Source organism: Sphingobium cupriresistens LL01 (assembly GCF_001046645.1).
Taxonomy (GTDB): Bacteria; Pseudomonadota; Alphaproteobacteria; order Sphingomonadales; family Sphingomonadaceae; genus Sphingobium; species Sphingobium cupriresistens.
On sequence record NZ_KQ130435.1, the window covers coordinates 412,367 to 438,268 of the forward strand.

Below are 25,902 nucleotides of genomic sequence, written 5' to 3' on the forward strand. Positions count from 1 at the left end.
CCCGCTTTAAGGCCGGACACCCTCCGCCGTCGTCGCCACCAGCGTCGGCGGCGGAACCGCGCTTGCGCCGGTGCGCGTCACGATGGCGGGCGGCGGCGCGTCGTCGGCGAATCGCGCGGCCTGTGGCGGCACGATACGGACCGGCACAGGCGCGGCCGCAGGCATGATGTCTTCAGGCGGCTGTTCCGCCTCGTAATCCCGCATCGCTGGATCGCTACTCCCGCCGCGGGTCATGGCGTCCAATTCTAGCTCCGCCATGTCCGCCTGCCAGCGCCGCTCGGCCAGTGTCGGGCCGCAACCTGTGCAATGGATCGCCCCCGGCCCTTTCTGCATTGCAAACGACGTGTCGGTCGCCGCCTGATCGCTGATCACCGTCTCCACATATTCACTGGCGTTGCGCGCAGGCACCTGCGGGCTGGTCACATAACTGCCCAGCCCCAGCCCCATCATGGCCGCCGCGCCCAAGGTCGCGCCGGCACCCATCCAGAAATGCGCCGTCGTCATGCGGTTTCTCCTAGGCCGCTCACGCTATGGCGCGACAGCGGCATCACCTTCTCCAACCAATCACAACGCCGACGCCGATCACTTGTTGCATGGTGTAAAAGCCTTTGCTAAGGGCCGCCTCCTACCAAGGCACCGGCCCCGCCGGTTTCCCTGTTGATGTGCGGCCATGGCGGAATTGGTAGACGCGCAACGTTGAGGTCGTTGTGGGCGAAAGCCCGTGGAAGTTCGAGTCTTCTTGGCCGCACCATCATTATCCCGCGCCATCGCCATCGGGGCGAGCGGCCGGGAAAGCTGGCCGATACAGGCCAGAAACTTCACCCATGCAGAGATTGGCTGTTGCATTGCAACAAGCGGTGGCGTTTGATCCGGCCATGCTCAAGGCCGCCCTCCACCATCTCACCGCCTATCGCTACAACCGCCCGATCCGGCTCGGCCCGCAGGTGATCCGCCTGCGCCCCGCGCCGCACAGCCGGACCAAGGTGCCCAATTATGCGCTGAAGATCGAGCCGGCGAACCATTTCCTCAACTGGCAGCAGGATCCGCACGGCAACTGGCTGGCGCGGGTGGTGTTTCCCGATCCGGTCGATCATTTCCGCATCCAGGTCGACCTGCTTGCCGATCTCGACATCATCAATCCGTTCGACTTCTTCGTGGAGCCCTATGCGGAAAATTATCCCTTCGCCTATGACGACCAGCTAAAGACCGACCTCGCCGCCTATTTCGATATCGAGGATCAGGGGCCAAGGTTCGAGGCAATGGTCGCCCAATATGACGGCTATCAAAGCCGCACCGTCGATTTCCTGGTGGAGGTGAACCGCCGCCTGCAACAACAGGTGGGTTACGTCATCCGCATGGAGGCAGGCGTACAGACGCCGGAGGAGACGCTGGACATCGGCACCGGCTCCTGCCGCGATTCCGCCTGGCTGCTGGTGCAGTTGCTGCGCCGGCTGGGCTTTGCTGCGCGCTTCGTGTCGGGCTATTCGATCCAACTCGTCGCCGATGTCGAACCGATCGAAGGGCCAAAGGGCGTCACCCAGGACGTGGTCGACCTCCACGCCTGGGCGGAAGCCTATGTGCCCGGCGCAGGCTGGGTCGCGCTCGACGCGACCAGCGGCATGTTCGCGGGCGAAGGCCATATCCCGCTCTGCGCCACCCCGCACTACAAGTCCGCCGCGCCGATCAGCGGCATGGCCGAACCGGCCGAAGTCGATTTCGAATTTGCGATGACCGTCAGCCGCATCGCCGAAGCGGTGCGCATCACCAAGCCCTTCACCGACAATCGCTGGGACGCGGTGATGGCGCTGGGGGCCAAGGTGGATGCGGACCTGATCGCGCAGGATGTGCGGCTCACTACCGGGGGCGAGCCGACCTTCGTGGCCGAAGATGGCGGCGACGCGGGCGAATGGAATGGCGATGCGGTCGGCCCGACCAAGGCCGCCTACGCCGACCGGCTGATCCGCAAGCTGCGCGCCGAATTTGCGCCCGGCGGCCTGCTGCACCATGGCCAGGGCAAATGGTATCCGGGCGAAAGCCTGCCGCGCTGGGCCTATGCGGTCTATTGGCGCAAGGACAGCACGCCGATCTGGCGCGACGACAGCCTGATCGCGCCCGACGACGCGCCCGAAGGCGCGGCGCAGGTCACGGCCGCCGACGCGAAGGCGTTCCTCGCCCACATGGCGGGCAATATGGGCTTTTCTGACGAATACACCCATGCCGTCTATGAAGATCCGGCGGTGTGGGCGGTGAAGGAAGCCGACCTGCCGCTCAACGCCAGCCCCGACGATCCCAAGATCAGCGATCCCGAAGCCCGCGCGCGCATGGTCAAGACGTTCGAGCGCGGCCTCGACCAGCCGGTCGGCTACGTCCTGCCCGTACAACGCTGGCAAAGCCAGGCCGCGACGCCCCGCTGGCAGAGCGAAATCTGGCAGCTGCGCCGCGGCCGCCTGTTCGCGGTTCCGGGCGATTCGGCGCTGGGCTATCGCCTGCCGCTGGGGTCGCTGCCCTATGTGCCGCCGTCCGACTATCCCTATATCCATCCCCGCGACACCAGCGAGCCGCGCGAACCCCTGCCCGATTTCCGTGCGCAGGCGCCGCAACAGGCCAGCATCGAGGAAGTCCGCGCCCAGCAATCGCAGCGCGTCGCCGGGCCGGACGGCGGCGTCGCCGCGCAGGACCGGGTCGAGCAGGTCTTCATCGAGGGCGCGGTGCGCACCGCCGTCACCGTCGAGCCGCGCGGCCATTATCTGTCGGTCTTCCTGCCGCCGGTGCAGGCGCTGGAAGATTATCTGGAACTGATCGCGGAAGTAGAAGCGACCGCCGAAGCGCTGCGCATCCCCGTGCGGATCGAGGGCTATGCCCCCCCGCCGGACCCGCGCATCGACGTGCTGAAGGCGACCCCCGATCCCGGCGTGATCGAGGTCAATGTCCAGCCCGCATCAAGCTGGGACGAAACGGTCGCGATCACCGAACGCCTCTATGCGCTGGCCCGCGAATGCGAACTGACCGCCGACAAGTTCATGGTGGACGGCCGCTCCGTCGGCACCGGCGGCGGCAATCATATCGTGCTGGGCGGCGCGACGCTGACCGATTCCCCGTTCATCCGCCGCCCGGACCTGCTGAAGAGCTTCGTCCTCTACTGGCAGCGGCATCCGGCCCTCTCTTATCTTTTTTCGGGCCTGTGCATCGGCCCGACGAGCCAGGCACCGCGCATCGACGAAGCCCGGCATGACGGCCTGTACGAATTGGAGATCGCGCTGGCGCAGGTGCCCAACCCGTTCGCGGGAGAAAGCGTGGCTCCGGCGCCGTGGATGGTTGATCGCCTGTTCCGCAACTTGCTGGTCGACGTGACGGGCAACACCCATCGTACCGAAATCTGCATCGACAAGATGTTCTCGCCCGACGGCCCGACCGGACGCCTGGGCCTGCTGGAGTTTCGCGGTTTCGAAATGCCGCCCGAAGCCCGCATGAGCCTGGCCCAGCAATTGCTGATCCGTGCGCTCGCCGTCTGGTTCTGGCGCCAGCCGCAACAGGGTGGCCTGGTCCGCTGGGGCACAACACTGCACGACCGCTTCATGCTGCCCCATTTCGTCTGGGCCGATTTCCTGGAGGTATTGTCCGACCTGCGCGGCGCAGGCTATGACTTCGACCCCAACTGGTTCGAGGCGCAGCGCCAGTTCCGCTTCCCGATCCATGGCGCGGTCGATGCGGGCGGCGTTGGGCTGGAGATCACCCATGCGCTCGAACCCTGGAACGTGCTGGGCGAAACCGGCGCGATCGGCGGCACGGTCCGCTATGTCGATTCATCGACCGAACGGTTGCAGGTCCGCGCCACCGGGCTGGTCGCCGGTCGCCACATCGTGACCTGCAACGGTCGCCGCGTACCGATGACCGCGACCGCCGTGCCCGGCGAAGGCGTGGGCGGCGTGCGCTACAAGGCTTGGACGCCCGCCAATTGCCTCCACCCCAACCTGCCCGCCAATGCGCCGCTCACCTTCGATGTGCTGGATAGCTGGAGCGGGCGGTCGCTGGGCGGCTGCGTCTATCATGTCGCCCATCCGGGCGGGCGCAATTACGACACGCTGCCGGTCAACGGCTATGAAGCGGAGGCGCGGCGCAAGGCGCGGTTCCAGGATTATGGCCATACGCCCGGCCAGGTCGACATGCCCGCCGCCGAACCCGCCAACGAGTTCCCGATGACGCTCGACCTGCGTTTCCACTATAGCGGACTCTGATGGCCGCGGACGTCCTCGCGCCCCGCGCAAGCGGTGAAGCCTGGGCGGACGCCTATCTCGCCACCGCGCCGGCCGGCGACCTGTTCGCCGGCGCGGCCCCCGCCATGGCGACGCGCTGGCGCGACATGCTGGGGCGGCTGTCGATTCAGGCGCAGGGCGATCCCGCGACGCTGGCCGACCATGTGTCGCGGCAGGCGATCGACCTCGGCATGGCGTTCCGCCTGACCGGCGACGAACAGGAACGCTCCTGGCCGCTCGGCCCGGTGCCGCTGTTGATCGACGCGGCGGAATGGGCGCAGATCGAACGCGGGCTGATGCAGCGGGCCAACCTGCTCGAACGGGTGGTCAGCGACATCTATTCGACCCAGTCGCTGGTTCGCGACGGCAAGCTCCCCGCCAGCATCCTTACCGGCAGCCCCCATTATTGGCGGGTAATGACCGGCACACCGCCGCCGCGCGGCCATCATCTTCATTTCTACGCCGCCGATATCGGCCGCGGGCCGACCGGCGAATGGCGCGTGCTGGCCGATCGGGTGCGGACCCCCGTCGGCGTGGGCTATGCGCTGGAAAACCGGCTCGCTTTGTCCCGCGCCACCGGCGACCTGCTCGGCGCGATGAACACGCGGCGGCTCGCCCCCTTTTTCGACGAGTTGCGCCGCGGCCTCGCCGCCGATTGCGAGCGCACCGATCCGCGCATCGGCCTGCTGACGCCCGGTCGATTCAATCAGAGCTATGCCGAACAGGCGCATCTCGCCCGCTATCTCGGCCTCTTGCTGGTGGAGGGCGACGACCTGATCGTGTCGGACGGGCGACTGTTCGTGCGCACCATCCAGGGGCTCAAGCGAATCGATGGCCTCTGGCGCTGGATGGACAGCCGCTTCCTCGACCCGCTCGCCTTCGACGGCCGATCGCATATCGGCGTGCCCGACCTCTATAACGCCTGCGCGCGGGGCGGGTTGATGGTCAGCAACTGGCCCGGCGCCGGCGTGATCGAATCGCGCGCTTTCGCCGCTTTCCTGCCGCAACTGGCGCGCGAGTTGCTGGGCGCAGAATTGCTGCTGCCCAATATCGCGACCTGGTGGTGCGGCCAGCGGCAGGAGCGCGACCATGTGCGGGCGCAGCTCGACAATCTGGTCGTCGGTTCCGCCTTCGACCAGGATGTCGCGGGCCTGCCCGACGCCCATTTCACCCCCGGATCGGCGCTGGACGGCACGCAGCGCGCGGCCCTGCTCGATGCGATGGCGCGGCGGCCGATGGACTATGTCGGGCAGGAGGTGGTCAAGCTCTCGACCACGCCCGCGATCATCGACGGGCAATTGACGCCGCTGCCCTTCACCCTGCGCATCTTCGTCGCGCGCGACGCCGCCGGCCAGTGGCGGGTGATGCCCGGCGGCTTTGCGCGGCTGGCGGGCCATGGCGACATTCGCGCCGCGCTGATGGGTCGGGGCGACATGTCCGCCGACCTGTGCGTGATCGACAGCCATCCGGTGCCGCCCGACAGCCTGCTGGGCGTCGGTGCGCCTGCCATCCGCCGCGTCGGCGGCATGTTGCCGGCCAAGGCAGCGGACAATCTCTTCTGGCTCGGCCGCTATATCGAACGGGCGGAAATGACGCTGCGGCTGGTCCGGGCGATCGTCGGCGGATCGATCGAGGCCGATCTGGGGCCGTCGCTGGCTTCGCCCACCATGGCGCGGCTGGTCGACCAGTTGGCGCTGTGGGGCGCGATCGCGGGGCGAGGCGGCGCGATCGGCCCCCTCTGCGCCACGGCGCTGGGCGATGCGCGCCAGTCGGGCAGCGTGCGCGCGCTGATGGGCGTGGTGGCCAATATCGGCGAGGGGCTGCGCGACCGGCTCGCCAGCGATTTCTGGCGACTGGTGCGCCTTCCCCTGCCCGGCTTCGACGGGAACGTCACCGAAACCCTGCTCGACGCCTCGTCCCGCATGATCGAGCGGATTTCCGCGCTGTCGGGCCTGGCCGCGGAAAATATGGGCCGGACCGAGGGCTGGCGCTTCCACGATATGGGGCGGCGGATGGAACGGGCGGTCAACGGCTGCCGCCTGCTGACCGCGTTCGGCAACGACCAGGCCTCAGCCGACGACCTGACCGTGCTGCTGGACCTGATGGACAGCCAGATCAGCTATCGCACCCGCTACCTGACCGGCCCGGCGCTGCCCCCGGTGCGCGATCTGGTTGCTTTGGAGCCGCATAATCCCCGCGCCATCGCCTATCAGGCGGCGCGGCTGGCCGAGCATGTCGCCGCTCTGCCCACGCTGCGTGCCGACGGCATGCCCGAAGAGCCCCGCCGCCTGGCCGACGCGCTGGTCGCCCGGCTCGCGCCGCTGACCGGAGACATGCTGACCATGGGCGACATCGGCGATGTTGAAAGCCGCCTGCTGCGCCTGTCGGATGCGATCGGCCAGCGTTACTTCCTGCAATTGCGCAAGACCCAGACGCCGGACCTGCTGTCATGATCTACCATGTCCGCCACCAGACCATCGTCCGCTATGCCAGTCCCGTGCGGCTCGCCCGCTTCAACCTGCGGCTGCGCCCCGCGCCCTGGACGGGCCAGTGGACGTCCGACTATGCGCTGACCGTCGATCCCTTGCCCTCCGCCATCGAATCGCGGCCCGGCGCCTGGCCGGTCAACGTCGCCCGGCTGGTGATCGAAAATCCGATCCGCCAGTTGACGATCGAAAGCCGGTTCCGGGCCGGGGTGGATAATGGCCCACAGATCGCGCCGCAGAGCGACGACCCGACCATCGCCACCGTCGCGCAAGCCGCCCTGCTGGATCGCGACATGGGGCCGTCCGCCCCCGCCCATTATCTCTATGCCTCGCCCCGCGCGCCGCTGCTGGCGCCAATCGGCGAATGGGTGGGGAATATGCTGGCCCCGGACCGGCCGATCGTCGCCGCCGCGCTGGACCTGACCCGGCGCATCCAGGCCGAGTTCGCCTATGAACCCGGTGCGACCGACGCCTCCACCCCGGTCGCCGACGCCTTCGCCGCGCGCCATGGCGTGTGTCAGGATTTCGCGCATGTGATGGTGGTGGCGCTGCGCCTCGCCGGCCTGCCCGCCGCCTATGTCAGCGGCTATCTGCGCACCCTGCCGCCGCCCGGCCGCCCCCGGCTGATCGGCGCCGACGCGATGCACGCCTGGGTGATGCTGTGGTGCGGCCCGACGCGCGGCTGGATCGGCTTCGACCCCACCAACGGCGTCATCACGCATGACGGGCATCTGTTCGTGGCGATGGGCCGCGACTATGCCGATGTCGCGCCGATGGACGGGCTGTTCGTCGGCGGCGCGGGCCAGAGCCTGCGAGTCATGGTCGACGTCGCGCCGGAAGAAGAAACCGCGCTCAGCTGAACAGAAGCGGCATTCCCGTCCTGGGCCGAATCGTCAGGCGGCTGATCGGTTCGGGCTTGAAGCCTTCCGGCACGGCAAGGGAAAAGCGGCGCACGACGCTGGCGATCACCGTCATCACCTCCTGCTGGGCGAAGCCCGCGCCGACGCACACGCGCGGGCCGCGGCCGAACGGGAACCAGGCCTGTTTCGCCATGTCCGCATTGGCCGGATCGTCGAAGCGATCGGGATCAAAGGCATGGGGACAGGCCCAATTATCCTTGTTGCGCTGGGTCAGCCAGGGCGCGACCACCAGCATCGATCCGGCTTCCAGATGCTTGTCGCGCATCGGCATCGGGCAGGTAACTTCGCGCGGCAGGAAGGACACGGGCGGATAGAGGCGCAGCGTCTCCTTGAAGATATTGCGGACCTGTCCCATGTCCTTGAGCATCGCCGCGGTCAGCGGGGCGTCGCCCGCGACCTCCGCGATTTCCGCCCGGACCCGATCCTGGATATGGGCGCATTCGGCCAGCATGTAGAGCGCCCAGGTCATGGTGCTGGCCGATGTTTCATGCCCGGCCAGGAAGATGGTCGACACCTGTTCCATCACCTGCTGACAGGTGAAGGATAAGCCGGTCTGCGCGTCCTTCGCCTCGATCAGCGATTGCAATATGTCGCGATGCGGCGCTTGCCCGCGGGCGTGCCATCCTTCGTAGCGCGCCTCCACGATCGGCCGGAACACGTCGTGGATCGCCCGCGCCGGACCTTTCGACCGCTTCTCGAACCAGCCAGCTGGGATGCCGTAGAGGCGCAGCATCGACGCGCTGTGCGCCAGCCGCTGGAATTTGCCAAAGGCGGTGTGGATGATGTTCGATCGCTCGGCATCCAGCGTCTGCGAAAACAGCGTGCGAAAGATGATGTCGGCCGCCACATGGGTCATCATCGGGTCGATATCGACCGGCTTGTCCCGGTCCGCCGCGTCGAGCCGCGCCAGCAGGTCGTCCGCCGCCCCGACCATCAAGGGCATCGAGCGGCCAAGCGCAGTATGGGCGAAGGCGGGGTTGACCATCGCCCGCTGGCTTTCCCAATCCGCACCATTGGCCGAAAAGACGCTGTTACCGATCAGCGGATCGAGGTTACGCACCAGTTCGCTATGCTTGGGATAAGCGGTGCCGCCGCGCAATATCTGGTCGACCAGCCTCAGTTCGTTGGCGATATACATGGTGCGTCCGGGCAAGCGGATCTCGCCCATCTTCATCGTATAGCTTTTGTCGAACAGCACATGGATCCAGCTATGCCAGCCGCGCAGAAACCGCTTGATCAGGCCCCGCTTGGTGCGGGGCGGCTGCGGATAGGGGGGCGTGAAAAGATCGGTCACGGGATCGTCCTGAACGCGGCGACGGCGTCGTCCACAGTGCGGCGGCCAGCGGTCAGGCTGATGAAATCGAGCGGCGAGAGCCGATCGCCGACGCGCAGATAGTCGAAATGGGCCTCATATTTGTTCGACCATCCGCCATGATAATTGTCCGGCTCGTAGAAGAGATGGAAGCGCGGCGATAGCATGTCGACCCGCGCCGCATGGGCGTCGGCGACGAGCCGGAACGGATTGACGTTATAATAGGCCGCGCCATCGGGCGGGGAACTGATGTCGACATAGCGGAAGGCCTTGTCGGTCAGCGCGCGCAGATCGTCATGATACCAGGTCGCGTCGCGGCGCAGGCCGATGACCGGCACCACCTGCCCCAACCCCAGCATCACGAAATGATCGGGCAGGCTGCCGCCGCGCAACGCGATCAGGCGGCGCATCAACCGCATCCCCAATATCGTCCCCGCGCTGTGCGTGACAAGTTGCACCTCGTCCCAATTCCCATCCAGTTCCTGCGCCATCCGCGCGGCGAACTGGTCGATCCGCTCATCCAGCGCCGCGCCCGGTCCCTGCGCGGCCAGCGCGCCATGATAGGTCATGAAGCGCAGCAGCCAGGGCACGACCAGCTTGGCCAGGATGCGGCCCGACAGAAAGGCGCTGAACGCGATGCCGATGATCGCCCCGATCCAGAAGGGCAGTAGCAGCGACAGCAACAGCGCGGGCGCCAGCGCCAGCAACAGCGGGATCAGCACGGCCAACAGCGGCGGATAGAGGATGGTGACGACCGGCCCCTTGCGCAGCCGGCGCATCCGCAGGAAATCCATCTGACGGGCATGGCCGGCATAGGCGCGGGCCGCGCGCAGGGCGAGGCTGAGCGGATTGCGAATCCACACCTTGCCGATCAAATCCTCCCAGCGGAGATATTCATAGTCGATTTCGACTCCAGCCTGCGGGTTATCGACGGTCCAATGCGCCGATACGATCGATCCGGCTGCCCCCGCCTGCCGGCCGCCCACGGCCAGCGTTTCGCCCGTCAGTGCCGCATGGCGCGCCGCCTGCTCGCGATAGAGCTGGTGGTAGAAACGCACGCCACGTGGATCGAAACCGCCGAGGTAGAAGACTTTACGCTTGAACTTTTCCAACAGCATTGCCCTAATCACGCGCATGAGCACGCCCGAACGCGACTACTGCTATTTCATCGACCACCGCAAATACAACCGCAATGTCGGCTGTCGAAAGCATGACAATATGTACGGCATCAATGGCGGCGGCAGCGAACGGGACCGGTGGCGGGCCGACCTGACCTTCTACCGCCACATGAAATCCAATGGCGATCCGATGGCAATCCCGTCCTTGCTCGCCTGCCTCGCCTTCGGCTGGTTCTGCTGGAACTATCATCCGGACAAGGGGCTGTGGCGCGGGCAATTGTTGCGCCGCTTCGCTAAAGCGCCCAAATGACCGCCATGACCAATCCCAAACATGTGTCCGCAGGGCCTATCACCTTCGGCAACGACCTGCCCTTCGTCTTGATTTCCGGCCCCTGCCAGATCGAAAGCCGCGACCATGCGCTGTTCATGGCCGATGCGCTGGCCAAGACGGCCGACAAAGCGGGCGTGCCCTTCATCTTCAAATCCTCCTTCGACAAGGCGAACCGGACGTCGGTATCGGGCCGACGCGGCGTCGGCATTGACGCGGGGCTGGCGATTCTGGCGGACGTTAAGGCGACGCTCGGCTGCCCGGTGCTGACCGACATCCATGGTCCCGAACAGGTCGAAGCCGCGGCGCAGGCGGTGGATATCCTGCAAATCCCCGCCTTCCTCTGCCGCCAGACCGACCTGCTGCTCGCCGCCGGGCGCACCGGGGCGATCATCAACGTGAAAAAGGGCCAGTTCCTCGCGCCCTGGGACATGGCGGCAGTGGCGCAGAAAGTCGCCTCCACCGGCAACGACCGCATCCTGCTGACCGAACGCGGGGCGAGCTTCGGCTACAACAGCTTGGTCAGCGACATGCGCGCGCTGCCGACCATGGCCCAGACCGGCTATCCGGTGATCTTCGACGCCACCCATTCGGTGCAGCAGCCCGGCGGTCTAGGCACCGCATCGGGCGGCCAGCGCGAATTTGCGCCCCTTCTGGCCCGCAGCGCGGTGGCGGCAGGCGTCGGCGCGATCTTCGCCGAAGCACATGACGACCCCGACAACGCGCCCTCCGACGGCCCGGTGATGCTGCCGCTGGACTGGGTGGGGCCAATGTTGGAGAAGCTCAAGGCGATCGACGAGGTTGTGAAGGGATAAAAACCGCCGGTTCCCGCGCAGGCGGGAAGCTAGTCCCGGCCTCAGAACTGGACTCCCGCCTGCGCGGGAGCACCCCATATCTTTAAGGCCGCACCTGCCCCGTCCCGCGCACGATCCATTTATAGGTCGTCAGCCCTTCCAGCGCCACCGGCCCACGCGCATGGAGCCGCCCGGTCGAAATGCCAATCTCCGCGCCTAGCCCAAATTCGCCGCCATCGGCAAACTGGGTCGATGCGTTCCACATCACGATCGCGCTATCCACGGCGTTGAGGAAGCGCTCGGCCGTCGCGCCATCCTCCGTGATGATCGCGTCAGTATGGTGGCTGGCATGGGCGGCGATATGGGCAATGGCATCCTCCACGCCATCGACCAACCGAACCGATACGATCGCGTCGAGATATTCGGTGTCCCAGTCCGCATCCGCCGCCGCAATGACCCGCGCATCCATCGCCTGCACATCCTCGTCGCCGCGCGTTTCGCATCGGGCGTCCAGCAACGCCGTCACCAGTGCCGCCGCCGCGCCATAGGCGCGATCGATCAGCACCGTTTCGGTGGCGCCGCACACGCCCGTCCGCCGCATCTTGGCGTTGACGACCAGCGCCTGCGCCATGGCGGGGTCGGCCGCCCCGTCGACGTAGCTGTGGTTGATGCCGTCCAGATGCGCCAGCACCGGCACGCGCGCCTCTTCCTGCACCCGCGCGACCAGGCTCTTGCCGCCGCGCGGCACGATCAGATCGACAAACTCGGCGGCTTTCAGCAGCGCACCCACGGCCGCGCGATCGGTCGTGGGCACCAATTGCACGACATCGGCGGGCAGGCCGGCGGCGACGATGCCCTCGACCATCGCAGCATGGATCGCACGGTTGCTCTCCTTCGCTTCGCTGCCGCCGCGCAGGATCACCGCATTGCCCGCGCGCAGGCACAAAGCCGCCGCGTCCGCCGTCACATTGGGGCGGCTTTCATAGATGATGCCGATCACGCCCAGCGGCACGCGCACCCGACTGAGTTCCAAGCCATTGGGGCGCACCACGCTGTCGATCACGCTGCCTAGCGGATTGGCGAGCGTCGCGACCTGCTCAACGCCCTCGGCGGTGGCGGCGACGCGCTCTGCGTTCAACTTCAGCCGGTCGAGGAGCGCAGGCGAGAGGCCATTGGCGACCGCATTGTCCATGTCGCGCGCATTGGCGGCGATGATCGCCGGCGCCTGATCCCGCAACGCCTGCGCCGCGCGCCGCAGCGCGTCGGCCTTTTGCGCGTCGCTCGCCTGCGCGATCGTCGCGGCGGACGCGCGCGCCCGCGCGCCCAGCATGGCGATCAACATTTCAGGGGTCTGGGTCAGGTCGTTCATGGGAAAGCTCTCGCCGAAAGGTCGGCCGCGCCTTAGCATGAAAGCGCGCCGAAACGAAAGCGGCAGACCTTGGGGAGAAATAGTGCCGACGACCGGATCATGGGTCGCAATATGATCCGGCCGCCGGCCCAGCAGGACGAACCCGCCTGCGGCATTCTCTACCCTTTCGTGATGGCCGCCACATACCCCAAAGGGGGTAGGCAACAGAAAATTCGCAAAATCAGTGACTGATCAGGCCGACGATGCGCACCAGTTGCGATTCCCGGCTGCAACCGGTCTTGTCGTAGATGCTGCGCAGTTGCACCTTGAGCGTTTCCACCGACACGCCGCGGGCCACGGCAATGTCCTTGCGCCCCTGGCCCGCCGCCAGCCGTATGGCGATGTCCGCTTCGGCAGGGGTCAGGCGGAAGGCCCGCGTCAGCGATTGCACATGCCGGTCGGTCGGCGCGCCGACGCGGGCGATGACGATCGCGCGCGGGGCGAAGGGCAGCGCCCAAGGCCGCACCGGCAAAGGATGAAACTCCAGCATGATCGCGACCCCGCCGGCATCGTCCGCCAGCGCGACCGGATCGGCCGGCAGGCCGGGCGGATCGATCACCGCACGCATCGCCCGCACCATCGCGCGCGTTTCCTCCGCCCGATCGCTGGCCAACCAGCCGTCGCTGACCCTGATTCGGCTGGACGACAGCAACGCTTCGGCGCGCGGCGTCATGCCGCCCACCCGTCCGGTCGCGTCGAGCAGCCAGCAGGCCCGGTCCATCGCCTCGAACGTGCCGGACAGCAAGGCGAAGCCCTGCTGCTCGATCGCCTGTTGGAGCCGAACGGCGTTCCGCGCATGGCCCGCAATCTGCCCGAACAGATCACGATCCCGCTCGCTGGTCCGCCCGTCCTTGCTGTCGCGCAACAGGGCCAGTCCGATCATCTGGTCGTCATTGACCACCAGCCGCGTCTGGCACCCATCGAAAATATCGAAGTCGGAACATAGGTCCAGATAAACGTCGGACCGCAGCGATTGCCGGGCGACGTCATAATGGGCTTCATGCACGATGGTCGGCCGATCGGCCAGCCGATCCGCCGCCACCCGGAAATTCAGGTCGGGCGCGGACTGGTCGATCGATGCCGTCTTGGTGACGACGCTGGCGTCGATATCGCTGATCCAGTTGAAGCTCGACGCGCCCGGCCCAAAGCCGATCAACTGCCCATGGCGCGATCCTGTGGCGTCGGCCATCGCCTTGATGGCTTCCCCCCATTTTTCCGGTTGCAGCGCTGCGGACAGGAACAGGTCCGCCCACGGATCGCTACCTTCGGCGCGTGTCGCCATGATCTTCCCCCATGCCCCGCAACGGGGTTAGCTCAAGCGGGGCGGAAGTCAAATTCGCTTTGGAAGGCTGCCGGTTTAGTCCGGAGACTTGATCTCGATTAGGAAATTTCAGGCGGCTTGTGCCAATGCCTCCCGCCGGACCGCGCGAATCATCCGGCAGGGCGGGATGTTGCGCCATTCCAGCGAATCGCTGACATCGCCGAACAGCGGATTGAGCAGGCGCAGCACATAGCGCGAATATTGGTAGATCAGGAACGCCCCGCCCGGCCGCAATGCGCTGCGCGTTTCCGCGCAGATCGACTCGCCCACGCCTTCGGGCAGGGTCGAAAAGGGGATGCCCGACAAGACATAATCGGCCTGATAATGGCCCGCTTCCTTGATGAAGCGGCGTACATCGGCTGCCGATCCGTGGACCACGCGCAAACGCGGATCGTCGATCTTCGCCTCCAGATAGGCGACGAAGTCGAGATTGAGGTCGATCGCGAGCAACGTGCCGTCGGTCGGCAAGCGATCGAGGATCGATCGGGTGAAGGTGCCCACACCCGGCCCATATTCCACGAACAGCCGCGTATCGCGCCAATCGACCTGGTCCAGCATCCGGTCCACCAATGTCGCGGAGGACGGGATGACAGAACCTATCATGCCGGGATGCCTGACGAACTGGCGGAAGAACATGCCCCATTGGCTGAAAAATGACCCCGCCTTACCCGCGTCGGCCTTATTCTTGTTCTTCTTCAATGGAATGGAGGCCATCAACACCCGCCTATCTGGATCATGCTCACCGCCTTGCAAATCCCGGCCTTGCTGGCAAGCGGCTTTGCGACACTATCGTCATGAACGCGGCGGCGGCGGATGGGTTCAATCCGCCGCCCCGCCCGTTCAGTCGATCCGCTCGCTCAGTCAGCCCCGTCGCGCGATCGAACCATGCCTGGCGACACGAAGCCGATCGGATCGACCTGCATCGCCCGCTGCTTCAATTGCGACTGGATCTGCTCATATTCGCGCTCCATTTCGGGCGTGACGGACGCGCGAGTGTCGCCCAGCGCGCTGTCGAAATGCGCCTGCGTCACCTTGTCGACCGACAGCGACTGGCGCAGCGCGAACAGGCCCGCGCGCCGCACCAGATCCTCTAGGTCCGCGCCGGTGAAACGCTCCGTCTCGCGCGCCATATGATCGAGGTCCACATCATCGGCCAGCGGCATCTTGCCGGTATGAATGCCCAATATGCGGCGGCGGCCCGCCTCGTCGGGGACCGGCACATAGATCAGCTCGTCGAACCGCCCCGGCCGCAGCAGCGCCGGATCGATCAGGGTGGGGCGGTTGGTCGCGCCGATGACGACCACCGACTGCAACTCCTCCAGCCCGTCCATCTCGGCGAGGATGGTGTTCACGACCCGCTCCGTCACCGCCGGTTCGCCCAGCCCCCCGCCGCGCGCAGGCACTAGGCTGTCCAGTTCATCGATGAAGATGACCGTCGGCGCCACCTGCCGCGCGCGCGCGAACAGGCGAGCGATCTGCTGTTCGCTTTCGCCATACCATTTGGACAGCAGGTCGCTCGACTTGGTAGCGATGAAATTGGCCTGCGCCTCACGCGCCACCGCCTTGGCCAGCAAGGTCTTGCCGGTGCCGGGCGGGCCGTAAAGCAAAAACCCCTTTGCCGGGCGGATGCCGATGCGGCGAAAGGCGTCGGGGTCTTTCAGCGGCAGCTCAACCCCTTCCTTCAACCGCATCTGCGCGTCGTCCAGCCCGCCAATATCCTCCCAACTGACATTGGGCGCCTGCACCATCACTTCGCGCATCGCCGAAGGCTGGACGCGCTTGATCGCCGACAGGAAATCCTCCCTCGTGACGGACAATTCCTCCAGCACGTCGGCCGGAATCGTCCCGTCCTCCAGGTTCAGGCGCGGCATGAAGCGGCGCACCGTCTCGATCGCCGCCTCGCGGGTCAGCGCGGCGAGGTCCGCGCCGACGAATCCATAGGTCATGCGCGCCAGTTCGGCGAGGTCGACCTTGTCACCCAGCGGCATCCCGCGGGTATGAATGCCCAATATCTCGCGCCGCCCGCGCTCGTCGGGCACGCCGACGATGATCTCGCGGTCGAACCGGCCGGGCCGCCGCAATGCCTCGTCGATCGCCTCGGGCCGGTTGGTCGCGGCGATGACGACCAGATTGGTGCGCGGCTCCAACCCGTCCATCAGCGTCAACAACTGGGCGACCAGACGCTTCTCCGTCTCACCCGTCACCTGCCCCCGTTTGGGCGCGATCGAATCAATCTCGTCGATAAACAGGATCGAAGGCGACGCCTTGGCTGCCGCCTCGAAAATCTCGCGCAACTGCTTTTCGGATTCGCCATAGGCCGACCCCATGATCTCCGGCCCGTTGATCAGGAAGAATTCAGCGTCCGATTCATTGGCGACCGCCCGCGCCAGCCGCGTCTTGCCGGTCCCCGGCGGGCCATGCAACAGCACCCCCTTGGGCGGATCGACGCCCAGCCGGGTGAACAATTCGGGATAACGCAACGGCAGCTCGACCATCTCGCGCAGCTGGTCGATCGCATCGGCCATGCCGCCGACATCGTCATAGGTCACGTCGGCCCGGCGCGATTCGCGCGGCTCCTCATATTCAGCGCGCAGTTCCACTTCGGTATCCGCGTCGATATGGACGATGCCCTTGGGCACCGTCGACACCACGACCAGACGGATTTCCTGCAAGGCATAGGCGGGCGCGGCCAGCATCTGGCGCAACTGCGGAGGCATGTCGCCGGGCGGCACCTGCTGTTGTCCCGATGTCGCGACGACGTCGCCCGCGGTCAGCGGCCGCTGATAAAAGACGCGCTTCAAGGCATCGGGATTGCCCTGCAACCGCAGATTATTTTGTGCAGGCGCGAACACCACTCGTTGGGCGGGCCGCGGCTCCGCCTTGCCGATCTCCACGAAGTCGCCAGAGCCGACCCCGGCATTGGCGCGCTGCAAGCCATCCAGGCGCAGCACATCCAAGCCCTCATCCTCCTTATACGGCCGCACGACCCGCGCCGATGTCGATCGCTTGCCCACAATCTCGATGACATCGCCTTCGGCCAGCTGCAATTCCGCCATCACCGCCAGCGGCAACCGCGCCAAACCGCGCCCCGCATCCTCCGGCCGTGCATTGGCGACCTGAATCCGGCGTCCGCTACTTTCCTGATCGGCCACAAGCCATCCCCGTCTTTCTGGTTCCGTAACGAGATAGGAAACGCAAGGACGCGCGAAAAGGGGCAAGCCGCCGGATCGACCGACGAAAAAAAGGGCCAGCCCAAAAGGCCAGCCCTGAAAGTTTTAGGAGAGGATGCCTGAAAGGCACCTCCTATGTGCGGCGCGGCACATTTTATTGCAAGTGCGAAAAGAAACGCGGAGTTGCAAAAAATGCATCTTGCCATTTTGCCCATTTTCCTGCTCAGTGCGGAGAGGATGCTTGAACCCCGGCTCGCGATGCGCCCGACAAGAAGACATGACGCGGCGCAGCGCACCGGCTTTGATATTTGACGAGATATGCGCAGATTGCCGCCCCTCACGGCCCTGGAGGCCTTTGTTCAGGTTGCTCGCCTGGGCTCCGTCAAGGCGGCGGCGGAAGAACTCGCCCTTTCGACTCCGGCGCTCAGCCGCCGCGTGCAGGCGCTGGAACGCTTCATTGGCCGCCCCCTGTTCGACCGCAAGCATCAGGCGCTGGAAATCAATGCCGAAGGGCAGCGGTTGCTGGACGATATCGCGCCCGCCCTCGATTCCCTGGCGCAGGCGCTGGAAAATATTCAGAGCGGCGGCAACCAGTTGCGCCTGCGCCTGGCCGTGATGCCGCTGTTCGCGACGCAGCGCCTTTTTCCCCATCTGGGCAAGCTGCGCCAGCAACATCCACAGCTGCATATCGACATCGAAACGACGCCCCATGCGGTCGCGCGGCTGGGCGAAGGGCTGGATGCGGCGATCGTGCTGTCGAAGGACATCGATCCCGCGCTCTACGCACATGAGTTGGATCATGAGGAAGTCTATCTGATCGGCCGGCGCGAATTGCTGGAGGGGTCACAGGCGCTCGCCTCTCCCACCGAACTGGCGCAGCAGACGATCCTGCTCCACCGCGACATGGCGATGTCGTTCGACGCCTGGAAGGAGGCGGCGGGCCTGCCCGACCTGCAACCGCTGGCGATCGACAATTATGATTCAGGGCAATTGATGCTGGAGGCCGCCGCCCAGGGGCTGGGCGTCGCGGTGATGCACGCCAGCCATTATGAACAGTCGGGCGATCCGCGGTTGGTGCGGCTGTTCCCGATCCATGTCGAAAGCCCCTATCGCTATTTCTTCGTCTGCCGGCCCCGCGCGCTGCAGACCCGCGCCGTGCGCATTTTCCGCGACTGGCTGGTCAGCGCCGACATCTGACCCGATTATTTCGCTGTCGCCGCCTTAACCTTGTTTCCCGCCGTCCGTTATGAAGCATATGAACGGGGCACAATCTTCTTCCGCCAGCCCGCAACATGGGCTGACCGATCGTCTGGCGCGCTGGGCCAGAGGGTTTTCCGGCAAATCCGAGGAGGATAGCGTCGAAGAGGAATTAAGGCCGCGCAGCGGCACCGCATCCAACCGGGAAATCAACCGCCGCCGACAGCTTTATGGCGATATAGGCGATTTCCTCTTCGCCCATGATCTCGATCTGACTCCCATCAATTTCAGCGTCGCGCTGGATTATCTGACCGGCGCCAATATTGGCGTCGAAAAGGCGATCAGGGCGGTGATGATGGAACGCGGCAAGATCACCAATGGCTGGATCGAATCGATCGCCGCCGAACAGCGCGCCGATGAGGTGACGCCCGAATCGCTGGCGACCATGTTGGACAAGGTGGAGGAAAACCTCACCCAATTCACCGGCCTGATGCATGAGTCGCGCAATTCGGCGAAGGATTATGGCGCTGCGCTGCAGGAGCAAGCCAAGGATTTGGGCGAAGGCCGCGACAATGAACCGGTATTGGCCCGCCTGGTCGGCCTGACCCGCTCAATGGTCGAAAAGACCCGTCAGGTCGAAACCCAGTTGCGCGATAATCAGCGCCAGACCCAGGCGCTCAAGTCCAGCCTGGAAAATGCCCGCCGCGCCGCCGAACATGACCATCTCACAGGCCTCCCCAACCGCCGCGCATTCGAAGGGGTGCTGCGGGAGGAAGTGGCCCTGGCGCAGCAGAATGGCGAAATGCTCTCGGTCGCCTTTTGCGACATCGACCATTTCAAGCATGTCAACGACACGCACGGCCATGATACGGGCGACCGGGTGTTGAAATTCGTCGCCGGCCTGCTGGCCAAGGCTTCGAACGACCATTGCCACGTCGCCCGCCATGGCGGCGAGGAATTTGTGATGCTGTTCCGCGGCAAGAGCGCTGCCGAAGCCTGCGAAGCGGTGGACAGCGTGCGCGAGGATTTGGCCACGCGCAGCCTGGTCAACCGCACCAATGGCGAACGGATGGAGCGAGTCAGCTTTTCCGCCGGCGTCGCCAATGTGCTGATCTACGAAGACCCGCGCGCCGCGCTCAAGGCCGCCGACCGCGCCCTTTATCTGGCCAAGGAACATGGCCGCAACCGCGTCTATCTCGCGGCCGAAACGGACTAAAACCGCTAAAAATCCGGCTTCTCATAATGCGCCGGCGGGGTGATGACCTCCATCCGTTCCGACAATAGAGGCCGGAAGGAGGGGCGCGACTTGAAGCCCGCATACCAGCGTCTGACCGGCTCATGCCCCTGCCAGTCGATCCCACCCAGATAGTCCGCCACCGACAGATGCGCCGCCGCCGCGATGTCGGCCAGGCTCAGCGTCCCACCCGCCATCCAGCTGCGATGATCCAGCAGATAGTCCATATAGTCCATATGGACATTGGCGCGCTTCATCGCCTCGCGCAGGATGCGCGCGTCGGGCGGCGCACGCTCGATCAGCCGCTTCTTCATTCGTTCGTGCAGCAGCGGGCCGACCACGTCTCCATAGAAATTCTGGTCGAAAAAGACGGTGAGCCGCCGCACTTCCGCCCGCCCTGCGGCGGTGCCGGAAATCAGCGGGAACTTCTCTACCGTCTCCTCGAAATATTCGCAGATCGCCTGGCTGTCGATCAGGGTGACGCCCTTGTCCGCGTCCGCCATCACCGGCGTCGTGCCGGCCGGGTTCAGGTCCAGAAATTCGTCGCGCATCGCCCAGGGCGATTCTCGCACCAGATCATAGCCGATCCCCTTCTCGCCCAGGAGAAGCCGGACCTTGCGAGAGAAGGGACAGAGCGGGAATTGATAAAGCAGCCACATAAGCGACCCCTGTTAGGCGCGGGCGCGCCGCGGGGGAAGCAGCAAAATCGCCGCATAATATTCCATTCATAGGGCGCTATTGGCCAAAAGGATGGTGGCGATCGGCATGGTGCGGCCTTTCGATCCTGCTATCAGCGCGATAGAAGAGGCGGCAATAACGGTTTCGCGATGGAAAGGATGCCCAATGTCTGATGATTTCTTCCCGGTCCCTGAAAGCTGGGCGAAGGGAGCATTGATGGACCGGGCGGCGCGCGACGCCGATTATGCGCGCTCGATCGAGGATAGCGACGCCTATTGGCTGGAGCGGGCACAGCGGCTGGACTGGATTACAGTCCCGACCAAATGCAATGAAAGCAGCTTCGCCGAGGGCGATTTCGGCGTCAAATGGTTCGCCGACGGCGTGCTGAACGTCAGCGCCAATTGCATCGACCGCCATCTGGCGCAGCGGGCGGACCAGACCGCCATTCTGTGGGAACCCGATTCGCCCGATGCCCAGCCGCGCCGCTACAGCTATGCCCAACTGCACGAAGAGGTGTGCCGCCTCGCCAATGTGCTCAAGGCCGCCGGCGCGAAGAAGGGCGACCGCATCACCATCTATATGCCGATGATCCCGGAGGCCGCCTTCGCGCTACTCGCCTGCGCCCGCATCGGCGCGGTCCACAGCGTCGTGTTCGGCGGTTTCTCGCCCGACGCGCTGGCCGGTCGCATCCAGGATTGCGATTCGAATATCGTCATCACCGCCGACGAAGGCCGCCGCGGCGGCAAGGCGGTGCCGCTCAAGGTCAATGTCGACGCCGCGCTCGTCCATTGCCCCAGTGTGAAGAAGGTCATCGTCGTCAAGGCGACCGGCGGAACGGTGACGATGCAGGACGGCCGCGACCTGTGGCTGCATGAGGAAGCCGCCAAGACATCGCCCGACTGCCCGCCCGAACCAATGAACGCGGAAGACCCGCTGTTCATCCTCTACACCTCCGGTTCCACCGGCAAGCCCAAGGGCGTGCTGCACACGACCGGGGGCTATCTGCTCTGGGCGGCCCTCACGCACGAACTCTGCTTCGATTATCGCCCCGGCGACATCTACTGGTGCGCCGCCGATATCGGCTGGGTCACCGGCCACAGCTATATCGTCTATGGCCCGCTGGCGAACGGCGCGACGACGCTGATGTACGAAGGCGTCCCCAACTGGCCGACCCCCAGCCGCATCTGGGAAGTAGTGGACCGGCATCAGGTCCAGACCATCTTCACCGCCCCCACGGCGCTGCGCGCGCTGATGAAGGAAGGCGACGGCTTCGTCCATTCCACCAGCCGCGCTTCGCTGCGTCTGCTCGGCACGGTGGGCGAACCGATCAACCCGGAAGCCTGGCGCTGGTATCATGAAGTCGTGGGCGAAGGCCGCTGCCCGATCATCGACACCTGGTGGCAGACCGAGACGGGCGGCGCCATGATCGCACCGACGCCGGGCGCCACCGATCTCAAGCCCGGCTCCGCCACCTTCCCCATGCCCGGCGTGGCGCCGCAGATCGTGGATGCGGAGGGCCATGTGCTGGACGGCGCGGCTGAGGGCAATCTCGTCATCGCGCAAAGCTGGCCGGGCCAGATGCGCACCGTCTGGGGCGATCATGACCGCTTCTTCCAGACCTATTTCACCACCTTCCCCGGCAAATATACCACCGGCGACGGCGCCCGGCGCGACGGCGACGGCTATTACTGGATCACCGGCCGCGTGGACGACGTCATCAACGTATCGGGCCACCGCATGGGCACGGCGGAGGTCGAAAGCGCGCTGGTGCTGCATGAAAGCGTCGCCGAAGCCGCCGTCGTCGGCTTCCCCCACGATATCAAGGGCCAAGGCATCTACGCCTATGTCACGCTCAACAGCGGCGAGGAAGCGACCGACGATCTGCGCAAGACGCTGGTCAAATGGGTGCGCACCGAAATCGGCCCGATCGCCACGCCCGACGCAATCCAGTTCGCCCCCGGCCTGCCCAAGACCCGGTCGGGCAAGATCATGCGCCGCATCCTGCGCAAGATCGCGGAGGGCGACGTGTCGGCCCAGGCGCTGGGCGACACCAGCACCTTGGCCGACCCGTCGGTGGTGGACAATCTGATCGCCAATCGTCAGTCCTGACGGGTCGCCCGCGCGGCGGCACGTTCAGAGTGAAGCCAGGGCCATCGGACAGGATGGCCCTGGCTTCCGGCAGACATTCGCAAGAAGGAGCCGCCCATGGCCCGTTACACCGCCGTCGCCCGCGCCCTGCACTGGGCCATCGCCGTCCTGATTCTCCTCAACCTGGCGCTGGGTTTCGCCCATGACGCCTTTCCGAAGGACTGGGCGGTGATGCCGGTCCACAAGTCGATCGGCCTCACCATATTGGCGCTGACGCTGCTACGGATCGTCTGGCGCCTCGTCCACCCCGCCCCGCGCCTGCCCGCCGCCATGCCACTCTGGGAAAAGGGCGCCGCCCATGCGACGCACTTCCTCTTCTACGCGCTGATGCTGATCCTGCCGCTTTCGGGTTGGATCATGACTTCGGCGGGCACCCGTCCGCTCAACTGGTTCCTCCTGTTCGACGTTCCGAAATTCGGCGTGGGCAAGGAAGATGCGATCGTCGGGCTGTCGCGCGGCGCGCATGAACTGTTGCCCTGGCTCTGGGCCGCCCTGATCGCGATCCACGTCGGCGCGGCGCTGCGCCACCATCTTGTGCTGAAGGACGACGTGCTGCGCCGGATGCTGTGACGCAGGGAGGCGCAGGGAGGCTGGACTAGTCTTTCCCGCCGCCCACCGCCGGTGCGAGCCGATCGACCAGGATGGCGCTGGCCCGGTTGAGACCGATCACGTCGACCGTGGCGCCATGATGGCGCATTTTGGTGACGACCTCCTCCAGCGCGCCGACCGCCGTAATGTCCCATAAATGACTGGCGGCCAGGTCGATGCGCACCCGGCTCGCCGTGTCGCGCAGGTCGAACCGATCGGCGAAGATATCCGCGCTGGCGAAGAAGACCTGGCCAAGGACGGTGTAGGTTCGGGTATCCGTCGTCGCGTCGTAGGTCGAGGTGACATCCATCAGCCTTGTCACCTTGAAGGCGAAGAAAACGCCGCTCAGCAGGACGCCCACGGCCACACCCATCGACAGGTCGTGGGTCGCGACGGTGACCAGCACCGTGGCGAGCATGACGACGCCCGAAACCTTGGGATGGCGCGCCAGGTCGCGGATCGACCCCCAGGAAAAGGTGCTGATCGACACCATGATCATGATGGCGACCAGCGCCGCCACCGGCACCTGCGCCACCCATGGCCGCAGCGGCACCATCACCAGCAGCAGGAATACGCCCGCGACCAGCGTGGAGAGGCGTCCACGCCCGCCGTAGCGGACATTGCCGACCGTCTGGCCAATCATGCCGCACCCGGCGATGCCCCCGAACATCCCCGCTACGACATTGGCGAGGCCAAGGCCCGTGCATTCCCGCGCCTTCGAACTGCTGGTTTCGGTCAGGTCGTCGACGACGCTGGCGGTCATCATCGATTCCAGCAGACCGACCGCCGCCATGGCGAGCGCATAGGGCGTGATGATCGTCAGCGTCTGCCAGGCGAGGGGAATCACCGGGAAAGCGAAGGACGGCAGTGACGACGGCAGGCGGCCCAGGTCCGCCACGGTGTGAATCGGCATGGGAAAGGCCATGCTGACCGCGGTCAGGATCAGGATGCAGATGAGCGGCGAAGGGATCGCCGTTGTGATGCGCGGCGCCAGATAGATGATCGCCAGCCCGCCGCCGATCATCGCATAGGTGTGCCAACTGACATCCAGCATCTGCGGCACCTGCGCCAAGAAAATGAGAATGGCGAGCGCGTTGACGAAGCCGGTACGGACGGACCGCGAAACGAAGCGCATCAATATGTCGAGCTTCAGCAGGCCAAAGACGATCTGGAACACCCCCGCCAGCAGCGTAGCGGCGAGCAGATATTGCAGCCCATGGCTATGGACGAGCGCGGCGGCCACCAGCGCCACCGATCCTGCCGCGCCGGAAATCATCGCCGGTCGCCCACCCGCAAAGGCGATCACGATGCCAATCATGAAGGATGCGAACAGGCCGACCTGCGGATCGATGCCCGCCACGAAGGAAAAGGCGATGACCTCCGGGATCAAGGCGAAGGTGCCCACCATGCCGGCCAATATGTCGCGTCGGGCGCTATCCGCACCCTGAAACCATTCGGCGCGATAGCGCGCAAAAGCTATATTGTTCATATTTTGGAAAACCGACGAGGTCACAGCAATGGCGCGAACGCAATCGCGGGAATGAGTCTGTGACGCGCGTTGTTCGGCGGATCGGCGGCCGAAATAGCCACCCGGAATTGCACCGGGTCCATGCGAATGGCAGCCCTGTATCGTGGTGGACGCGCCAGCGCAATCCACTTGCGCCCCTCGCGTCAGCCGCTGCTGGTCTGCCGCCTCACACCATCTCGCCGGACAGCAGCTTGGGCAACGCCCCCGATTGCCCCCGCGCTTCCGCCATGAAACGTCCTTTCAGCGCCCCGCTGCGTTGCACCGCCGCCAGCCCCGCGCGCCGCACCAGCGAGGGCAGCTTGCCCGGCACATCGAACAGCCGCACCAGCCCGTCCATCGCCACGCTCGTCATCATCGCATCCAGGCCGCGCCAGCGCTGGTAGCGCGCCAGCAACTGCGCATCGCCCGGATCGAGGCCAAGCCGCATGCCGTCCACCAGCACCTCGACGAGCGCCGCGACATCGCGAAAGCCCAGATTGACCCCCTGCCCGGCGATCGGGTGGATGGCGTGCGCGCTGTCGCCCACCAGCGCCAGCCGCGTATCGGTGACGCGCGCGGCATGGTGGAAGCCCAGCGGATAGGAGGATCGCGGACCCGCGAGCCTGATCTCGCCCAGAAAGCCGCCGATCCGCTTCTGCGCCTCGGCCAGCCAGGCGCGCTCGCCCAGTTTCATCATCGCGGGGGCCTGCTCGGTCGGCACGGTCCACACCACGGCGGACCGGGTGCCCGGCAGCATCGGCAACAGCGCGAAGGGGCCACCGACATAGAAAATCTCATAGGCCGTATTGGCGTGCGGCAGTTGATGGTCGATCGCCGTGACCATGGCGGTATGCTTATATTGCCAGCGCGTCGTGTTGATCCCCGCCGCCTCGCGCGTGGGACTATTGCGTCCCTCCGCCGCTACCAGCAGCGCGCCATGGATGGTGACGCCGCTCGCCAGCGTCAGCGTGACGCCATCCTCATTGCGATCCACATGAACCGCGCGGTCGGGCTGATGGCGAGTCAGATTGACCGCCTCGGCCGCCGTCTGCGCCAGCGCGACGCGCAGGTCGCGATTGGGCACCATCGTTCCCATCACGCCATCGTCGGCATCCGGCGCGAAATCGAGCGCCCCCGGCTCCAGCCCGTCGCTCACCCATATCCGGTCGATCGGACAACCCTTGCCCGCCAGATGCTTGCCAACGCCAATGGCGTTCATCATGGCATAGCTGGTCGAGCTAATCGCCGACACGCGGCCATCGAAACCCGCGGCGGTGGTCGAAACCGGGTCAGCCGGATCGATCACGGCGCAGCGCACGCCATGGCCGGAAAGAGCGATACCCAAGGTCAGGCCGACCAGCCCGCCCCCCAATATGACGACATCGAAGCGTTCCATGCGACGCTATCTAGGCGCTTGGCCAAGAATTGAAAAGCGATCTG

At 65.7% G+C, this 25,902-nt stretch carries 20 protein-coding genes, 1 tRNA gene and 1 other annotated feature; of the genes, 11 read left to right on the forward strand and 10 right to left on the reverse strand.

Going from position 1 to position 25,902, the window contains the following annotated elements; all coding sequences use genetic code 11:
• Positions 1-6 precede the first annotated feature (6 nt).
• Positions 7-504, reverse strand: a complete 498-nt coding sequence (locus V473_RS15050) for a hypothetical protein (protein WP_066606605.1) — start codon at positions 502-504, stop codon at positions 7-9.
• Positions 505-664: 160 nt separating this feature from the next.
• On the opposite strand from V473_RS15050, the gene V473_RS15055 reads away from it, so the two are divergent.
• The 4 genes from V473_RS15055 (at position 665) to V473_RS15070 (ending at position 7,599) form a co-directional block, all read left to right on the forward strand.
• Positions 665-751: transfer RNA gene (locus tag V473_RS15055), tRNA-Leu, on the forward strand.
• Positions 752-875: 124 nt separating this feature from the next.
• Positions 876-4,235 carry a transglutaminase family protein gene (locus V473_RS15060; protein ID WP_066606608.1) on the forward strand — a complete coding sequence of 1,120 codons (3,360 nt, stop codon included), beginning with the start codon at positions 876-878 and terminating at the stop codon, positions 4,233-4,235.
• A complete protein-coding gene (locus tag V473_RS15065; RefSeq protein WP_066606610.1) occupies positions 4,235-6,706 on the forward strand; it encodes a circularly permuted type 2 ATP-grasp protein in 2,472 nt (823 codons plus the stop codon). The genes V473_RS15060 and V473_RS15065 overlap by 1 nt, the downstream gene beginning before the upstream one ends.
• On the forward strand, positions 6,703-7,599 hold the full coding sequence (locus V473_RS15070) for a transglutaminase family protein (protein WP_066606612.1): 897 nt from the start codon (positions 6,703-6,705) through the stop codon (positions 7,597-7,599). The genes V473_RS15065 and V473_RS15070 overlap by 4 nt, the downstream gene beginning before the upstream one ends.
• Here the strand turns inward: V473_RS15070 and V473_RS15075 are convergent.
• On the reverse strand, positions 7,592-8,953 hold the full coding sequence (locus tag V473_RS15075; protein WP_066606614.1) for a cytochrome P450: 1,362 nt from the start codon (positions 8,951-8,953) through the stop codon (positions 7,592-7,594). The two genes, V473_RS15070 and V473_RS15075, sit on opposite strands and share 8 nt — an antisense overlap.
• Positions 8,950-10,083 carry a hypothetical protein gene (locus V473_RS15080; protein ID WP_066607456.1) on the reverse strand — a complete coding sequence of 378 codons (1,134 nt, stop codon included), beginning with the start codon at positions 10,081-10,083 and terminating at the stop codon, positions 8,950-8,952. The genes V473_RS15075 and V473_RS15080 overlap by 4 nt, the downstream gene beginning before the upstream one ends.
• A gap of 22 nt (positions 10,084-10,105) precedes the next feature.
• Between V473_RS15080 and V473_RS15085 the strand changes: the two genes are divergently transcribed.
• Together V473_RS15085 and kdsA are read left to right on the forward strand one after the other, a co-directional pair.
• Positions 10,106-10,399: a hypothetical protein gene (locus V473_RS15085; RefSeq protein WP_066606615.1), complete on the forward strand. Its 294-nt coding sequence runs from the start codon at positions 10,106-10,108 to the stop codon at positions 10,397-10,399.
• 5 nt (positions 10,400-10,404) lie between these two features.
• Positions 10,405-11,232, forward strand: a complete 828-nt coding sequence (kdsA, locus tag V473_RS15090; protein WP_066607454.1) for a 3-deoxy-8-phosphooctulonate synthase — start codon at positions 10,405-10,407, stop codon at positions 11,230-11,232.
• An 82-nt stretch (positions 11,233-11,314) separates the two neighbouring features.
• Here kdsA and V473_RS15095 read toward each other — a convergent pair whose 3' ends face one another.
• From V473_RS15095 to V473_RS15110, 4 genes are all read right to left on the reverse strand, one after another.
• Complete coding sequence (locus V473_RS15095) at positions 11,315-12,580, reverse strand: glutamate-5-semialdehyde dehydrogenase (RefSeq protein ID WP_066606618.1); 1,266 nt, start codon at positions 12,578-12,580, stop codon at positions 11,315-11,317.
• 220 nt (positions 12,581-12,800) lie between these two features.
• The gene (locus V473_RS15100) at positions 12,801-13,901 is read right to left on the reverse strand and encodes a helix-turn-helix transcriptional regulator (RefSeq protein WP_066606620.1); all 1,101 of its coding nucleotides are present in this window, start codon (positions 13,899-13,901) and stop codon (positions 12,801-12,803) included.
• Between the two features lie 108 nt (positions 13,902-14,009).
• A complete protein-coding gene (locus V473_RS15105; protein ID WP_066606622.1) occupies positions 14,010-14,654 on the reverse strand; it encodes a class I SAM-dependent methyltransferase in 645 nt (214 codons plus the stop codon).
• Between the two features lie 143 nt (positions 14,655-14,797).
• A complete protein-coding gene (locus V473_RS15110; RefSeq protein ID WP_066606624.1) occupies positions 14,798-17,092 on the reverse strand; it encodes a CDC48 family AAA ATPase in 2,295 nt (764 codons plus the stop codon).
• 153 nt (positions 17,093-17,245) lie between these two features.
• Here V473_RS15110 and V473_RS24145 point away from each other — a divergent pair, with 153 nt between their 5' ends.
• Genes V473_RS24145 through V473_RS15120 form a run of 3 tightly spaced genes read left to right on the forward strand, consistent with a single transcriptional unit; the run spans position 17,246 to position 19,523 of the window.
• Positions 17,246-17,422, forward strand: a complete 177-nt coding sequence (locus tag V473_RS24145) for a hypothetical protein (RefSeq protein ID WP_169793948.1) — start codon at positions 17,246-17,248, stop codon at positions 17,420-17,422.
• Between the two features lie 6 nt (positions 17,423-17,428).
• Complete coding sequence (locus V473_RS15115) at positions 17,429-18,307, forward strand: LysR substrate-binding domain-containing protein (RefSeq protein WP_066606627.1); 879 nt, start codon at positions 17,429-17,431, stop codon at positions 18,305-18,307.
• Positions 18,308-18,365: 58 nt separating this feature from the next.
• Positions 18,366-19,523, forward strand: a complete 1,158-nt coding sequence (locus tag V473_RS15120) for a GGDEF domain-containing protein (protein ID WP_066607460.1) — start codon at positions 18,366-18,368, stop codon at positions 19,521-19,523.
• 5 nt (positions 19,524-19,528) lie between these two features.
• Here V473_RS15120 and V473_RS15125 read toward each other — a convergent pair whose 3' ends face one another.
• Entirely contained in the window at positions 19,529-20,200 is a 672-nt protein-coding gene (locus V473_RS15125) for a glutathione S-transferase family protein (protein WP_066606631.1), read from the reverse strand.
• 184 nt (positions 20,201-20,384) lie between these two features.
• Here V473_RS15125 and acs point away from each other — a divergent pair, with 184 nt between their 5' ends.
• Positions 20,385-22,328: an acetate--CoA ligase gene (gene acs, locus V473_RS15130; RefSeq protein WP_066607468.1), complete on the forward strand. Its 1,944-nt coding sequence runs from the start codon at positions 20,385-20,387 to the stop codon at positions 22,326-22,328.
• 96 nt (positions 22,329-22,424) lie between these two features.
• On the forward strand, positions 22,425-22,937 hold the full coding sequence (locus V473_RS15135; RefSeq protein WP_066606633.1) for a cytochrome b: 513 nt from the start codon (positions 22,425-22,427) through the stop codon (positions 22,935-22,937).
• 25 nt (positions 22,938-22,962) lie between these two features.
• Here the strand turns inward: V473_RS15135 and V473_RS15140 are convergent, their stop codons facing one another.
• Positions 22,963-24,444: a SulP family inorganic anion transporter gene (locus V473_RS15140; RefSeq protein WP_066606635.1), complete on the reverse strand. Its 1,482-nt coding sequence runs from the start codon at positions 24,442-24,444 to the stop codon at positions 22,963-22,965.
• A 67-nt stretch (positions 24,445-24,511) separates the two neighbouring features.
• Positions 24,512-24,567, reverse strand: a sequence feature (sul1 is cis-regulatory element that is thought to sense ions involved in sulfur or methionine metabolism; They are found in Alphaproteobacteria).
• An 82-nt stretch (positions 24,568-24,649) separates the two neighbouring features.
• On the reverse strand, positions 24,650-25,858 hold the full coding sequence (locus tag V473_RS15145) for an FAD-dependent monooxygenase (protein ID WP_066606638.1): 1,209 nt from the start codon (positions 25,856-25,858) through the stop codon (positions 24,650-24,652).
• Positions 25,859-25,902 lie beyond the last annotated feature (44 nt).

Bases quoted from the DNA above. Each gene is read 5' to 3' on its own strand.
- V473_RS15100 (WP_066606620.1), bottom strand. From the start codon at position 13,901: ATGGCGACACGCGCCGAAGGTAGCGATCCGTGGGCGGACCTGTTCCTG.
- V473_RS15070 (WP_066606612.1), top strand. From the start codon at position 6,703: ATGATCTACCATGTCCGCCACCAGACCATCGTCCGCTATGCCAGTCCC.
- V473_RS15085 (WP_066606615.1), top strand. From the start codon at position 10,106: ATGAGCACGCCCGAACGCGACTACTGCTATTTCATCGACCACCGCAAA.
- V473_RS15050 (WP_066606605.1), bottom strand. From the start codon at position 504: ATGACGACGGCGCATTTCTGGATGGGTGCCGGCGCGACCTTGGGCGCG.
- V473_RS15060 (WP_066606608.1), top strand. From the start codon at position 876: ATGCTCAAGGCCGCCCTCCACCATCTCACCGCCTATCGCTACAACCGC.
- V473_RS15125 (WP_066606631.1), bottom strand. From the start codon at position 20,200: ATGTGGCTGCTTTATCAATTCCCGCTCTGTCCCTTCTCTCGCAAGGTC.
- V473_RS15140 (WP_066606635.1), bottom strand. From the start codon at position 24,444: ATGAACAATATAGCTTTTGCGCGCTATCGCGCCGAATGGTTTCAGGGT.
- acs (WP_066607468.1), top strand. From the start codon at position 20,385: ATGTCTGATGATTTCTTCCCGGTCCCTGAAAGCTGGGCGAAGGGAGCA.
- V473_RS15135 (WP_066606633.1), top strand. From the start codon at position 22,425: ATGGCCCGTTACACCGCCGTCGCCCGCGCCCTGCACTGGGCCATCGCC.
- V473_RS15065 (WP_066606610.1), top strand. From the start codon at position 4,235: ATGGCCGCGGACGTCCTCGCGCCCCGCGCAAGCGGTGAAGCCTGGGCG.
- V473_RS15120 (WP_066607460.1), top strand. From the start codon at position 18,366: ATGAACGGGGCACAATCTTCTTCCGCCAGCCCGCAACATGGGCTGACC.
- V473_RS15145 (WP_066606638.1), bottom strand. From the start codon at position 25,858: ATGGAACGCTTCGATGTCGTCATATTGGGGGGCGGGCTGGTCGGCCTG.
- V473_RS15115 (WP_066606627.1), top strand. From the start codon at position 17,429: ATGCGCAGATTGCCGCCCCTCACGGCCCTGGAGGCCTTTGTTCAGGTT.
- V473_RS15095 (WP_066606618.1), bottom strand. From the start codon at position 12,580: ATGAACGACCTGACCCAGACCCCTGAAATGTTGATCGCCATGCTGGGC.
- V473_RS24145 (WP_169793948.1), top strand. From the start codon at position 17,246: ATGTGCGGCGCGGCACATTTTATTGCAAGTGCGAAAAGAAACGCGGAG.
- V473_RS15105 (WP_066606622.1), bottom strand. From the start codon at position 14,654: ATGGCCTCCATTCCATTGAAGAAGAACAAGAATAAGGCCGACGCGGGT.
- kdsA (WP_066607454.1), top strand. From the start codon at position 10,405: ATGACCAATCCCAAACATGTGTCCGCAGGGCCTATCACCTTCGGCAAC.